This is a genomic window from Nonomuraea sp. NPDC050643, from assembly GCF_040654715.1.
Lineage (GTDB): Bacteria > Actinomycetota > Actinomycetes > Streptosporangiales > Streptosporangiaceae > Nonomuraea.
Window position 1 is genome coordinate 40,961 of record NZ_JBFAIM010000037.1, and the last position, 14,105, is coordinate 55,065.

The window sequence follows — 14,105 nt, forward strand, 5'->3', positions numbered from 1 at the left end:
AATCGTTTTAACATTCCGGGGACCCTCATGACGAGCACAACCGGCATCCGATTCGGCACCGCCTACTACTGGGAATACCAGCGCTCCCCCGACCTGAAGCGCGACCTCGACCTGATGGCCCAGGCCAGGATCGACACGATCAGGGTCGGCGAGTCCGTCTGGTCCACCTGGGAGCCGAGCGACGGCGAGTTCGACCTCGACTGGCTGACGCCGATCCTCGACGCGGCGCACGAGCGCGGCATCGGCGTGCTGCTCGGCACCCCGACCTACGCCGTCCCACCATGGTTGCAGCGCAAGCACCCCGAGCTGGCCGTCGTCCGCGCGGACGGCGCCCGGATCCCGTGGGGCGCGCGCCAGGAGATCGACTTCACCTCCCCGACCTTCCTCCGGTACGCCGAACGCGTCATCCGCCAGGTCGTCGGCCACCACGGCGGGCACCCGGCGGTCATCGGGATCCAGCTCGACAACGAGCCGGGCCTGCACCTGATCCACAACGAGCCGGTGTTCGAGCGGTTCGTCACCTGGCTCCGGCACAGGTACGGCGACGTCGACCGCCTCAACGAGGAGTGGGGCCTGACGTACTGGTCGCACCGCCTCGGCTCCTGGGAGGAGCTGTGGCCCCCGCAGGGCAACACGACCCCGTCCTACGACCTGGCCTGGCGGCGTTTCCAGGCCGAGCTGACCACGGAGTTCATCGGCCGACAGGCCGCCCTCGTGCGCGAACTGGTCCCCGGGGACCGCGCGCTGACCACGTGCCTGGCCTACCAGCGTCCTGCCCTGCACGACGTACGGCTGTCCGAGCACCTGACGGTCACCAGCGGCAACGCCTACTACCTGCCGCAGGACGGGCTGACCCGCGACACCGGCGAGATCACCTGGTTCACGACCGGGCCCACGGGCCTGTTCCAGGCGGCCGACCGCATGTACGCCTCCAAGCAGGGCCGCTTCTGGGTGACCGAGACCAACGCCACGTCGATCGCCGGCTCGCAGCTCAACCTCCCGCCCTATGACGGCCAGCTCCGCCAGGCGGCGTGGGCCCTGGTGGCGCGCGGGGCGGAGCTGATCTCGTACTGGCACTGGCACACGCTGCACCACGGCGCCGAGACGTATTGGGGCGGCGTCCTCGGCCACTCCCAGGAGCCCGGCCGCGTCTACGACGAGATCGCGGCGCTGGGCGCGGAGCTGGAGCGGGCCGGCGAGGACCTCACCGATCTCACGCCGGACGCCGACGTCGGATTCCTGTACTCGCACGACAGCAAGTGGGCGCTGACCTTCCAGCCGCCGCTCACGCTCGACGGCCGCACCCCCGACCAGGACTCCTACGAGCGCATCCTGGCCGCGTTCTACCAGGGCGCGGCCGACGCGGGACGGCAGGCGGCCTTCGTGACGCCCGGCCGGCTCAGATCTCTGCCCGTCCTCGTGGTGCCGGCGCTCTACTGCCTGTCGCCCGAGACGGCCGACGAGCTGACCGCCTACGTACGCGACGGAGGCCACCTGATCATGACGTTCCGCACCGGCTACGCCGACGAGGAGGCCAGGGCGCGGGCCGAGGTCGCGCCCGGCCCGCTGCGGGCCCTGGCCGGGGTGCGCTACCTCGAATACTCGACGCTGCTGGAGCCGATCCCCCTGCACGGGCTCGGGAAACGGGACGTGGCCCGCCACTGGGCCGACGCCTTGGAGCCGGAGGGCGCGCAGCCGCTGGCGTTCTACGACCACCACCACTTCGGCCGGTGGCCCGCGATCACCCGGCACCGCGTGGGCGACGGCACCGTGACCTACGTGGGCACCTTGCCGGGCAGGGAGCTGACGGCCGAGCTGTTCCGCAGAGAGCAGGACGGCCTCGTCCGCACCGACTCACCGCAGGTCACCGTGCGTTCGGCGGTCAACGGACACGGCGAACGCCTCTGGTTCGCCCACAACTGGTCCGACCGCGAGCACACGGTGACGCTCACCGGCCCGGCGACCGAGGTCACCGGGCGCCGCGAACCGCTGCCACCGGGGCCGCTGCGGCTGGCCCCCTTCGACGTACGAGTGGTGAGATGACCGCATTCCAGCCCGACTGGGAGTCGCTGCGCGGCCACCAGATCCCCCAGTGGTTCGGCGAGGCGAAGTTCGGCATCTGGTCGCATTGGGGCCCGCAGTCGGTGGCCCGCTCAGGCGACTGGTACGCCCGCCACCTCTACGGCATGCAGCCCTGGTCAGAGCCCTGGGAACGCAAGAGGGCCACCCGCCAGCACGCCCACCACCGCGCCCACTTCGGCGCCCACTTCGGCGCCCACTTCGGCGCGGGCGGCGCGAAGGACCTTTTCCCGCGCTGGCGCGCCGAGCGCTTCGACCCCGACGAGCTCATCGACCTGTACGTCGCGAGCGGCGCCCGCTACTTCGTCGCCCTGGCCACCCACTGCGACAACTTCGACCTGTGGGACTCCCGGCAGCACGGCTGGAACGCCGCCCGCGTCGGGCCGGGCCGCGACATCGTGGCCGCCTGGCAGCGTGCCGCCCGCTCCGCCGGGCTGCCGTTCGGCCTGAGCTTCCACCAGAACTGGACGTGGCGCTGGCTCGACGTCGCCCACGGTCGCGACCCGGAGACCGGCGAGCCCTACGACGGCGCGCTGACCAGGCGCGACGGCATCGGCACCTGGTGGGAGGGCCTCGACCCGGCCGACCTCTACCCCGAGCGGCACGAGCCGGGGGCCCGGCCTCCGGCGTACGTGGCCGAGCGGTTCTACGCCCGCGTGCGCGAGGCGCTCGACCGCTACCGCCCCGACCTGGTCTATCTCGACGACGGCCGGCTGCCGTTCGACGCGGGCAGCGTGGTCGAGTCGGAGCCGGTCAGCGCGGCCGGGCTGGAGCTGCTGGCGCACTACTACAACACCTGCCCGACGGGCGGCCTGGTCACGATCAAGGACGTGCCGGACGCCGACCGCACCGCCGTCGTCCTCGACTGCGAGCGCCGCCAGCTCGACACCGCCCAGCCCCACCCGTGGCAGTTCGACACCAGCGACGGCGAGTGGTTCGACTGCGCCGACGACGACCCCATGTTCCACCCGCGCAAGAGCGCCCAGCAGATCGTCCACACCCTGATCGACGTGGTCAGCAAGAACGGCTGCCTGCTGCTGAACATCCCCCAGCACGCCGACGGCACCGTGGACGACCGGGCGCGCGCGCTGCTGGCCGAGGTCGGCGACTGGCTGCGCGTGTGCGGCGAGGGCGTGTACGGCACGACCCCCTGGCACCGCGCCGCCGAGGGCGCGACCGAGCTGGGCGGCACCAAGGGCTACGAGGGCTACAACGAGGCCGACCGCGCCTACCGGCCCGGCGACATCCGCTTCACCCGGCGCGGCGACACCCTGTACGCCACGCTGCTCGCCTGGCCGGAGTCCGGGACCGCCGCGATCACCAGCCTGGGCACCGCCGCCGGGCTCCTGAAGCGCCCTCCGGACGCCGTCGAGCTGCTGGGCCACGGCCCGGTCGGCTGGCGGCGGTCCGAGACCGCGCTCCACGCCGACCTGCCGCCGGAGCCGCCGACCAAGGCCGCGTACATGCTCAAGATCACGGGAGTGCCATGGTGACGAACCCGCGTACCTGCGACCTGACCGACCCCCTCGGCCTCGAGACCACCCGGCCCGCCCTGAGCTGGCGGCTCACGGGCGTCTCCGCGCAGACCGCCTACCACGTCCGGGTCGACGGCCTGTGGGACAGCGGCGAGGTCGAGTCGGCCGACCAGCGCGTCGTCTACGGCGGCGCGCCCCTCACCAGCCGCACCGCCGCCCGCTGGCGGGTGCGGACCCGCGACGGGGACGGCCGCTGGTCCGGCTGGAGCGAGGAGGCCCGCTTCGAGCTGGGCCTGCTGGAGGCCGGCGACTGGAGCGCCGCCTGGATCACCCACCCGGACTGGTACGACGCGCAGGACGACCCGCGCGTCGGCGAGGGCCGCCCGCTGCCGCTGCTCGCGGGCGAGTTCACCGTGGCGGGGCCGGTCGCGGGCGCCCGGCTGTACGTCTCGGGGCTGGGCGTCTACGTCGCGTCGCTGAACGGCTCGCCGGTGAGCGAGGCCGTGCTCGAACCGCCGTACACGGACTTCACCCGGCGCGTCGCGTACGCCACGCATGACGTGACGGCGCTGCTGCGCGAGGGCCGCAACGCGCTCGGCATCGCGCTCGGCCCCGGGATCGCGCACGTGTTCCCGCACCAGGACCGCTACATGAAGTTCTACGGCTCCAAGGCCGCGCCCCGCGCGATCGCGCAGCTCGAGGTCGCCTACGCCGACGGCACGGCCGAACGGTTCGGCACGGGCGCGGACTGGCTGGCCACGGAGGGCCCCACCACCCGCTCGCACTGGTACGGCGGCGAGGACCACGACGCCCGCCTGCGGATCGCCGGCTGGGACGCCCCCGGCGCGGACCGCTCCGGCTGGGTCCCGGCGACCGTCCGCCCCGGCGGCACCGGGCTGCTGCGCTCGCGCTCATGCCCGCCGATCAGGGTCACGGAGGAGCTGCCCGCCGTGGCCAAGCTCGTCGCCACCGACGGCACGGCGGTCTTCGACGTGGGCGCGGTCGTGGCCGGCTGGGCCGAGCTGCGCCTCGACCTGCCGGCCGGACGATACCTGCGGCTGCTGCCCGGCGACCAGCTCGACGCGTTCGGCCGCGTGGTCCAGTCGAAGCCGACGACGGGCGCGCCGATCTTCAGCACGTACGTCACCGAGGACGGCCCCCAGACCTGGCACCCGGACTTCCGCTACGACGGCTTCCGCTACGTCGAGGTCCAGGGCCTGCCGGAGCACGCCGGCCCGGAGGCCGTGGCGGCGCTGGTGCTGCGCGCCGGCAACGAGCACATCGGCCGGTTCGAGACCTCCGACGCGCTGCTCAACGACATCCACACCATCATCGACCGCGCGGTGCGCGGCAACATGTACAGCGTCCTGACCGACTGCCCGCACCGGGAGAAGCTGGGCTGGCTGGAGCAGACCCACCTGCTCTTCGACGTCGTGGCCTACAACTACGACGTCGCCGCCTACTGCCGCGAGCTGGCCGTCACCATCGCCGAGGCGCAGACCGAGGACGGCCTGGTCCCGGACATCGCGCCCGAGTACGTGGTGTTCGACAGCGCCTTCAGGGACGACCCGAACTGGGGCGGCGCGATGGTGCGCGTCCCCTGGCAGCTCTACCGCTGGTACGGCGACACCACCGCGATGGAGACGCACTACGACGCGATGCGCCGCTACGTCGACTATCTGACGGGCCGCGCCCGGGACGGCATCCTCGGCTACGGGCTCGGCGACTGGTTCGGCCTGGACGACTCGACGCCGGTGCCGCTGGTGGGCACGTGGGGCTACTGGCGGGCCGCGCGCACGATGGCGAAGGTCGCCGGGGTGCTGGGCCGCGACGACGACGCCAAGCGCTACCGCGCGCTGACCGAGGCGATCTCGGCCGCGTTCACCGGCGCCTTCTTCAAGGGCGAGCGCTTCGGCGGCGGCGGGCAGGCGTCGGAGACCCTGGCGCTGGACATGGGCGTCGTCCCGGAGGAGCTCGTGCCGGGCACGCTCGACCGGCTGAGCGAGGCCGTGCGCACCGGCGCCATCACCGTCGGGGAGATCGCGCTGCCCGCGCTCTACCAGGTGCTCGGCCGCGCCGGCCGGCACGAGGCCCTGTACGGCTTCGCCACCTCCACCGGCCACCCGAGCTACGGCTACCAGGTGCGCCACGGCGCCACCGCGCTCACCGAGGCGTGGGACGGGCCGACGCGCGGCCTGTCGCAGAACCACTACATGCTGGGCGCCATCGACTCCTGGTTCTACCGGAGCCTGGGCGGCATCGGCCAGGCTCCGGGCTCGACCGGCTTCCGCCGGCTGCTCATCGCGCCCGCCGCGCCGGGCGACCTGGCGTCCGTGAGCGCGAGCACCGCCACCCCGTACGGCCGGGTCGGCGTGTCGTGGGAGCGGGCGGACGGGGAGTTCGCGCTGGAGGTGGAGGTGCCGCCCGGCTCGACGGCCGAGGTGCGCCTGCCGGACCTGGGCCTCGACCGGCACCACGGCCCCGGCACACCCGTCGGCGACCGCGCGTGGGAGGTGCCCGCCGGGCGGTGGACGTTCGGGTCGGGCCGATGAGCGCCTACGACCCGGCCGGCATCATGACCCCGCGCAAGGTCGGGCGGCTGCTGGTCGAGCCGTCGCGGGAGCCGGGCCGCTTCGACAGCCTCTTCGTGGACTGCCCGTTCGTGTGCTCCGACGGCGGCGAGTACCTGATGACGTACGTGGGCTTCGACGGCACCGGCTACCAGACCGCGCTGAGCCGCTCGCGCGACCTCGAATCGTGGGGCCCCGGCGAGGTCGTCCTCCCGCGCGACCCCGATCACCCGTACCGCCGCCACAACGCCGCGCTGACCTCGATCGTGCGCGACAACCGGCTCGGCTCGGAGGGCCAGGTGACGTGGCTGGACGGCCGGGCGGTGGGCACCTACCACGCTTATCCGGAGCCGGGCATGGAGACGGGCGCGGCCATCATCGGGTTCTGTGTCAGCGACGACCTGCGGAGCTGGCGGGACACCGGCGCCGTGCTGCGCCCGCAGGACGGCGGCGCGTGGGAGCGCGGCGGCCTGTACAAGTCGTGGCTCCTGCGTCACGACGGCCTCTACTACTGCTTCTACAACGCCAAGAACCGCACCTACGACGGCTGGCGCGAGCAGATCGGCTACGCGGTCTCCCCCGACCTCGAACACTGGGAGCGCCCCCAGGCGACGCCGGTGGTGCCGAACGGCGGCGCGGGCGCGTTCGACGAGCGCTTCGCCTCCGACCCGTGCGTGCTGCGCGACGGCGACTGGTGGGTGATGTTCTACTTCGGGCTCTCCTTCGACGGGCACGCCCGCGAGGGGTACGCGGTCTCCCGGGACCTGCGGACCTGGCACAAGGGCGACGAGATCCTCATCGACGTGGGCCCGAAGGGCTCGACGGACGACACCTACGCGCACAAGCCGGCGGTCGTCTCCCGCGACGGCCGGCTGCACCACTTCTACACGGCCGTACGGCGCTGCGAGCCGTACCGGGTGGGCGAGCACACGCTGACCGAGCGGCGCGGGATCTCCCTGGCCAGCGCGCTCTGAAGACGGAGGACATCGATGCAGTCATCTCGCCGGAGGTTTCTGGCCGCGGCCGCGGGCGGCCTGCTCGCCGTACCGGTGGCGGGCCGCGCGGAGGCCGCCACGTCGGAATGGAGCCGGGTGCCGCGGATCATGCGGCGCATCCGCCCGCCCCGCTTCCCCCGCCGCACCTTCCCGGTCACCTCGTACGGCGCCGTGGGCGACGGGACGGCGAAGTGCACCGGCGCCTTCGAGCAGGCGATCGCGGCCTGCGCGGCGGCGGGCGGCGGACGGGTGCTGGTGCCCGCGGGCACGTACCTGACCGGGGCGATCCACCTGGCCGACAACGTCGAGCTGCACCTGGAGGCGGGCGCGACCCTCAGGTTCAGCCGCGACCCCGCCGACTACCTGCCCGTCGTGCACACCCGGTACGAGGGCATCGAGCTGATGAACTACTCCCCGTTCATCTACGCCTACGGCCGGACCAACGTCGCCATCACCGGCGGCGGCACCATCGACGGCCAGGCGGACGCCACGCACTGGTGGGACTGGTCGGGCGACCCGCCGCCCTCGGAGCGCCCCGACAAGGACCTGCTCGCCCGCATGGCCGAGGAGGGCGTGCCCGTGGCGGAGCGGGTGTTCGGCGAAGGCCACCACCTGCGGCCGAACCTCGTCCAGCTCTACCGGTGCCGCAACGTGCTCATCGAGGGCGTGACGGTCAAGGACTCCCCGATGTGGAACATCCACCCGGTCCTGTGCGCGAACGTGACCATCCGGGGTGTCACGGTGGACAGCCCGCACGGCCCGAACAACGACGGCTGCGACCCGGAGTCGTGCGTGGACGTGCTGATCGAGGACTGCGAGTTCAACACCGGCGACGACTGCGTGGCGATCAAGGCGGGCAAGAACGCCGACGGCCGCCGGGTGAACGAGCCGTCCATGAACGTGCTGGTGACCGGCTGCGTGATGCGCGACGGCAACGGCGGCGTGACGATCGGCAGCGAGACGACCGGCGGCGTGCGGTGGGTGTTCGCGTGGGACTGCACGATGAGCAGCGCCCGGCTGGAACGCGCGGTGCGGATCAAGACCAACCCGGACCGCGGCGGCTACGTCAGGGACATCCACATCAGGGACGTCACCGTGGGCCAGGCCGCCGACGCGGTCATCGAGATCGCCCTCAACTACGAGAACAAGCACACCGGCCCCTACTTCCCCGACGTCGGCACCATCGACATCCGGAGGCTGCGGGCCGGGCGGGCGCCCAGGGCGTTCAACCTGATCGGCAACCCGGGCAACCCGATCAAGGGCGTACGGGTGAGCGACAGCGTCTTCGAGGAGATGGCCGAGGCCGACGTCGTGACCGACGTGACCGGATTCGTGCTGCGCAACGTGTGGGTGAACGGGCGCCGCGTCTGAGCCCCGCCGGGTCCATGAGCGGCTCGGTGGCCCGCTCATGGATCCGCCGGCAACCAGATGGCCGGTCGCGTAGTCCAACCGTGCATGGGGAGCGCACTGATAGACGGTGATCCGCAGCGGGTGGGGGACTACTGGCTGGCGGGGCGGCTCGGCGCGGGCGGGCAGGGGGTCGTCTACGAGGCGTACGACCTGGCCGGTGAGCGGGTGGCCATCAAGATCCTGCGCGGCGACCCGGTCGAGCAGCCCGCGCTGCGGGACCGGATGGCGAAGGAGGCCGTCGCGGCGCAGCGGGTGGCCTCGTTCTGCACGGCGCGGGTGCTCGACGCGGAGCTGGAGGGGCCCAGGCCGTACATCGTCAGCGAATACGTCGAGGGGCCCAGCCTGCGCGCCGCCCGCCGGATCTTCCGCGGCGACGACCTGCACCGCCTGGCCACCGCCATCGCCACCGCGCTGACCGCCATCCACGACGCGGGCGTCGTGCACCGCGACCTCAAGCCCGACAACGTGCTGCTCGGCCCCGACGGCCCCCGGGTGATCGACTTCGGCATCGCCCGCACGCTGGAGATGTCGGTCACCTCGACGGGGATGGTGACCGGCACGCCCGGCTACATGGCGCCCGAGGTGTTCTCCGGCGAGCGGGCCGGCCCCGCCGCCGACGTGTTCGCCTGGGCCGCCGTCGTCCTGTACGCCGCCACCGGCGCGGACCCGTTCACCGGCGAGGCGCTCGGCGCCGTCATGCACCGCGTGCTCTCCCACGAACCGGACCTGAGCGTGCTGCCCGCCTCCCTGCGCGGGCTGGTGGGCGCGGCGCTGTCCAAGGAGCCCGCCCACCGCCCGGCCGCCCGCGAGCTGCTGCTCGGGCTGCTCAGCGGCGACGGGAGCCTGAACATCCGGCGGCTGCTGGCCCGGGGCGCCGACGACGGCCGCCGGATCGCGACCGGGGCCGACGACCCCGCGCTCGGCGTCATCGCCGAGGACGCCTACGCCGCGCTCGAACCCGCCGACAAGGAGCTGGTGCCCGAGCTGTTCCTGCGGCTGATCACGGTGACCGAGGAGGGCGAGCTGGCGCTGCGCGAGCCGCGCAGGTCCGAGCTGCCCGACGGGGTGGAGCGGGTGCTGGGCGCGTTCACGTACGTGGTGTCGGGCACCGACCCCGTACGGCTCATGCGCCCCGCCCTGCCGCTGGCCTGGCCCCGGCTGCGGGCCTGGATCGAGGCCGACAAGGACGGCCTGGCCGTGCACCGCCGGATCAGCACCGCGGCCGGGCGCTGGCAGGAGCACGGCCGCCACGACGGCGACCTGTTCCACGGCAGCGCCCTGGACGACGCGCTGAGCTGGGCGGCCGGCGGGCGCAAGCACATCACGCTGACCCCGGCCGAGCGGGACTTCCTGCAGGCGGGCGCCTCGCTCAGCAGGCGGCGCTCCCGCCGCGCCAGGCTGGTGTCGGTGGGCCTGGCCGTGCTGCTGGTGCTGGCCCTGGCCGCGGGCGCGCTGGCGCTGCGGCAGAGCATCACGCTGACCGAGCAGGGCGCCACGCTGGCGCGGCAGCGCGACACGGCGGAGTCGGCCCGGCTGGCCGCCGCCGCCGACGGCGCCAGGGCCGCCGACCCGGTGCTCGCCATGCTGCTCGGCGCGGCGGCGGGGCGGCTCGCGCCCACCGACGAGGCCAGGTCGAGCCTGCTCTCCTCGGCCGTGGACCCGGCGAGCGCGTCCTTCCGCGACCCGGACACGGGCCCCCTCGTGGCCCGCATGCTGACCGCCGACGGGCGCTCGCTGATCAGCGTCAGCTCCGACGAGGTCAGGGTGTGGGACGTGGCGACCCGGCGGCGGGCCGGCGGTTTCACCGGGCTCGGGCTGACCGCCACGCGCCTGCGGCAGGCGGCGGTCAGCGAGGACGGCCGGATGCTGGCCGTGGCCGACAGCCAGGGCATCACGCTCTGGGAGCTGGCCACCGGGCGGCGGGTGGGCAAGCGGATGCCCGCCAGTGACGAGCTCGACCTGCAGATCGGCTTCAGCGGCGGGCGGCTCGTGGTGACCGCCGGGCAGGGCAAGCAGATCTACGACTGGCGTACCGGGAAGTCGACCGTCGTGCCCGCGCTGTTCAACGCCGCGGTCCACCCGGACGGGAGCTACGCCGTGTCGGGGACCGGGATCTGGACGCTGCCGGCGGGCCGGCAGCGTCCCGGCTTCGGGACCGACTGCGACGACTGCGCCAGCACCCCGGTCTTCAGCCCCGACGGCCGGCGCCTGGCCGTCGGCCAGGACGACGGCCTGACCCTCTACGACACCCGCACCCGCGAGGAGATCGTCCAGCTCCCCGGCGACGAGGGCGCGCTGGTCCCGGTGTTCAGCCGCGACGGCAGGCTGGTCGCGGGCTTCGGCGCCAAGTCGGTCACCGTCTGGCAGCCGGGCGCCGACGAGCCGATGCTGCTCAGGCGCGAGGTGACCGACCCGGTGACCGCGGCCGCGTTCGACGGGAACCGGCTGCGCTACCTGAGCGGCGACACCGTCGTCACGCTCCGGCCGGCCCCCGGTGCCGGCCAGCCGCTCGACGGGATGCTCCTGAGCCACGACGGCCGTTTCCTGGCCACCCACGCGCTCGACGCCACCACGGTGACGCTCAACGGCAAGAGCCGGGAGACCGGCACGTTCGAGCCGTACGACAGCGAGTTCGCCTTCAGCCGCGACGGCTCCCGGCTGGCCCTCAAGCGCGGCGAGCGGGTGTCCGTCCGTGACACCGCCACCTGGCGTGAGCTGGCGAACGTCCGGCCGGAGTTCGCCCCCATCTCCGAGGACGCCAGCGCGCTGCCGACCGCCGGCGGGCTCTGGACGGCCGGCGAGAAGACCTTCACGCTCTGGCAGGTCCCCGGCGGCAAGCAGGTCAGGCAGGTGCCCAGGCCGCGCCTGCTCGGCTGGACGATCGCCGCGAACGGGCGGCTGGTGGGCCTCGACGCGGACCTGCTGCGGCTGGTGGACCTCGAGAGCGGCGAGCCGTTCGGGGCGCGGCTGCCCCTGCCCGAGCAGGCCGACCGCGTCTGGTTCTCCCCCGACCTGAGGCTGGTCGCGGCGAACTTCGACGCCAAGGTGGGCATCTGGCACACGGGGTCGGGCGCGCAGGCCGGTGACTGGCTCCGGGTGAACGCGGCGCCGTGGGACGCGGCGTTCTCGCCCGACGGGCGGCTGTTCGCGTTCGCGTCGCAGGACCAGTCGCTCAGTCTGTGGGACGTGGGGCGGGGAGAGCGGGTCGGGCCCGAGGTGAGGCTGCCGGACAGCCCGCGGTCGGTCGCGTTCTCGCCCGGCTCCGCCGAACTGCTGGCCATCGGCAGGGGCGGGCGGCTGACCCGGCTGCCGACGGCCGTGGAGCCGCTGCTGGCGGCGGTGTGCGGGCGGGCGGGGCGGGGCCTCACCGAGGCGGAGTGGCGCCGCCACCTGCCCGAACGTCCGTACGAGCGGGTCTGCCCGGGCGGCGGCCGTTAGGCCCTGGAGGGGGTGGTGGCGCCCAGGCCGGAGCCGCCGCCGGAGGGGCCCCGGCCCAGCAGCAGCGTGCCGAGCCACAGCACCGCCATGCCCACGGCGACCAGGGCCGAGCCGCGCCCGTCCTGGAACGTAGCCACGCCCAGCAGCACCACGCCCGAGGCGGTGACGGCGGCGCTGACGGGCGTGGCCCGGCGCAGCGCGGCCAGCAGGACCGCCAGCGCGACCAGGGCGGCGTAGAAGATCTGCGCGCCGGCCCCATAGACCACCGGCTCGACCCCGGGATAGCTCTTGACCTGCTCGAACAGTGCCCGCATGGCCTCACCGTCCAAGGCGGCGAAACCGGCGTACAGGTCGATGACGAGCTGGGCGGCGTTGGCGGCGACGCCGGACAGCGCCACCACCGTCAGCACCTCGACCGCCACCCGGCGACCGCCCGTCACCGGCCCCGCCAGGCCGCGCAGGGCCAGCGTCATGACGGCGAACATGAGGAAACCGGCCAGCCAGACCAGGTGCGCCGCCGTCCACCAGGGGCCGGGTACGAGGCTCCCCTCGATGGGACGCATGAGCACCCAACCGGCCAGCAGGGCGGCGGGACCGGCGGTGAAGGAGATCTGGGCCAGACGGTTCGCGGGGTTCATACCTCCACGATGCCCGCCCGGCCCCTGCCCGCTCATCGGTGATCGTCCCTGATTTACCCCTGGGGCTGCCTCAGGGACGCGATCAGGTGAAGTAGCGCAGCCACACGTACACCCAGGCCATCAGCGTGCTGAGGACGGTGACGACGATGCCGTACCGGGTGAACTGCCAGAAGCTGATCTTGTGCCCGTTACGTGCGGCGATGCCGATGGCCACCACGTTGGCGCTGGCCGCGACCGCGGTGCCGTTGCCGCCGAAGTCGGCCCCGAGGGCGAACGCCCACCACAGGGCCTGGCCGGTCTGCGGGTCGGGCGCCTGGGCGACCAGGCCCTCGACAATGGGGGCGGTGGTGGCGACGTACGGGATGTTGTCGAAGAAGGCGCCGAGCACGCTCGAGCCGAACAGCAGCGCGGTCGCGGCGGCGAAGTAGTCGTTGCCCAGCGTGTCCACCGCCCACTCGCCGATCGAGGCGATGACACCGGTGTGCACCAGGCCCGCGACCATGACGAACAGTCCCATGAAGAAGACCAGCGTGGGCCACTCGACCTCGCGCAGCACCTCGGAGACGCTCACCCGCGAGACCAGCAGCATCACCCCGGCGCCCACCAGGGCCACGATCGACGGCTCGACGTGCACGACCGCGTGCAGCCCGAACCCGGCGACGACGGCGGCCAGCACCACCAGGCAGCGCACGAGCAGGCGCGGGTCGGTGATGGCCCGCCGCTCCTGCAGCGCCATCACCTCGGCGACGTGCTCGGCGTTGTACTGGAACGAGCTGCGGAACAGCACCCGCGTGAACACCACGAACACGGCGAAGATGATCACCACGATCGGCGCCATGTGCACGAGGAAGTCGTTGAAGGTCAGGCCGGCGCGGCTGCCGATGATGATGTTGGGCGGGTCGCCGATGAGCGTGGCCGCGCCGCCGATGTTGGAGGCGAGCACCTCCGCGATGAGGTACGGCTGCGCGGGGATCCGCAGCCGGTTGCAGACCACGATCGTGACCGGCGCCACGAGCATGATCGTGGTGACGTTGTCGAGGAAGGGTGAGGCGATCGCGGTGATCACCATCAGCATGACCATCAGCCGGTACGGGTGGCCCTTGGACCGCTTGGCGGCCCAGATGGCGAGATAGTCGAAGACGCCCGTCTGCTTGATGACACCAACGATGATCATCATGCCGAGCAGCAGGAAGATGACGTTCCAGTCGATGCCCTCGTGCTCGGAGAAGAACACGCCGGCGCCCGGGACGAGGCCGAGCACGGCCATCAGCCCGGCGGCGATGAGCACGACCTTGACCTTGTCGGCCTTCTCCGTCGCGATGAAGAAGAAGGCCACCAGGAAGATCGCCAGTGCGGCGAGGGCGCTCATCCGTCCTGCCCCGGCGGCCCCGCCTGCACGGGCTTGCGGGTTGACGGTAGGGCGCGATGAAGATGGAACACGGCGATGGCCTCCGAACGGTGAGCATGCTGCGGCCCGGGCGGGGCCGGTGGCACACGCCC

General features: G+C 73.2%; 8 protein-coding genes. 6 read left to right on the top strand and 2 right to left on the bottom strand.

The window, feature by feature from the left end:
* The first annotated feature begins 27 nt into the window (after positions 1-27).
* The 6 genes from AB0I15_RS38155 to AB0I15_RS38180 all read left to right on the top strand — a co-directional run bounded on the left by AB0I15_RS38155 (position 28) and on the right by AB0I15_RS38180 (position 11,967).
* Positions 28-2,043, top strand: coding sequence for a beta-galactosidase (locus AB0I15_RS38155; RefSeq protein WP_358106914.1), 2,016 nt, complete (start codon positions 28-30; stop codon positions 2,041-2,043).
* Positions 2,040-3,572 (top strand): alpha-L-fucosidase, encoded by a 1,533-nt coding sequence (locus AB0I15_RS38160; RefSeq protein ID WP_358106917.1) that lies wholly within the window; start codon positions 2,040-2,042, stop codon positions 3,570-3,572. Before AB0I15_RS38155 ends, AB0I15_RS38160 begins: the two co-directional genes overlap by 4 nt.
* Positions 3,566-6,106 (top strand): family 78 glycoside hydrolase catalytic domain, encoded by a 2,541-nt coding sequence (locus AB0I15_RS38165; protein ID WP_358106920.1) that lies wholly within the window; start codon positions 3,566-3,568, stop codon positions 6,104-6,106. The genes AB0I15_RS38160 and AB0I15_RS38165 overlap by 7 nt, the downstream gene beginning before the upstream one ends.
* Complete coding sequence (locus AB0I15_RS38170; RefSeq protein ID WP_358106923.1) at positions 6,082-7,098, top strand: hypothetical protein; 1,017 nt, start codon at positions 6,082-6,084, stop codon at positions 7,096-7,098. The genes AB0I15_RS38165 and AB0I15_RS38170 overlap by 25 nt, the downstream gene beginning before the upstream one ends.
* Before the next feature lie 15 nt (positions 7,099-7,113).
* On the top strand, positions 7,114-8,490 hold the full coding sequence (locus AB0I15_RS38175) for a glycoside hydrolase family 28 protein (RefSeq protein ID WP_358106926.1): 1,377 nt from the start codon (positions 7,114-7,116) through the stop codon (positions 8,488-8,490).
* 84 nt (positions 8,491-8,574) lie between these two features.
* On the top strand, positions 8,575-11,967 hold the full coding sequence (locus AB0I15_RS38180; RefSeq protein WP_358106928.1) for a serine/threonine-protein kinase: 3,393 nt from the start codon (positions 8,575-8,577) through the stop codon (positions 11,965-11,967).
* Here the strand turns inward: AB0I15_RS38180 and AB0I15_RS38185 are convergent.
* Both AB0I15_RS38185 and AB0I15_RS38190 read right to left on the bottom strand, forming a co-directional pair.
* The gene (locus AB0I15_RS38185; protein ID WP_358106931.1) at positions 11,964-12,605 is read right to left on the bottom strand and encodes a hypothetical protein; all 642 of its coding nucleotides are present in this window, start codon (positions 12,603-12,605) and stop codon (positions 11,964-11,966) included. The two genes, AB0I15_RS38180 and AB0I15_RS38185, sit on opposite strands and share 4 nt — an antisense overlap.
* An 82-nt stretch (positions 12,606-12,687) precedes the next feature.
* Positions 12,688-13,974 (bottom strand): ArsB/NhaD family transporter, encoded by a 1,287-nt coding sequence (locus AB0I15_RS38190; RefSeq protein WP_358106933.1) that lies wholly within the window; start codon positions 13,972-13,974, stop codon positions 12,688-12,690.
* Positions 13,975-14,105: the final 131 nt, after the last annotated feature.

Bases quoted from the DNA above. Each gene is read 5' to 3' on its own strand.
- AB0I15_RS38155 (WP_358106914.1), top strand. From the start codon at position 28: ATGACGAGCACAACCGGCATCCGATTCGGCACCGCCTACTACTGGGAA.
- AB0I15_RS38160 (WP_358106917.1), top strand. From the start codon at position 2,040: ATGACCGCATTCCAGCCCGACTGGGAGTCGCTGCGCGGCCACCAGATC.
- AB0I15_RS38165 (WP_358106920.1), top strand. From the start codon at position 3,566: ATGGTGACGAACCCGCGTACCTGCGACCTGACCGACCCCCTCGGCCTC.
- AB0I15_RS38175 (WP_358106926.1), top strand. From the start codon at position 7,114: ATGCAGTCATCTCGCCGGAGGTTTCTGGCCGCGGCCGCGGGCGGCCTG.
- AB0I15_RS38180 (WP_358106928.1), top strand. From the start codon at position 8,575: ATGGGGAGCGCACTGATAGACGGTGATCCGCAGCGGGTGGGGGACTAC.
- AB0I15_RS38185 (WP_358106931.1), bottom strand. From the start codon at position 12,605: ATGAACCCCGCGAACCGTCTGGCCCAGATCTCCTTCACCGCCGGTCCC.
- AB0I15_RS38190 (WP_358106933.1), bottom strand. From the start codon at position 13,974: ATGAGCGCCCTCGCCGCACTGGCGATCTTCCTGGTGGCCTTCTTCTTC.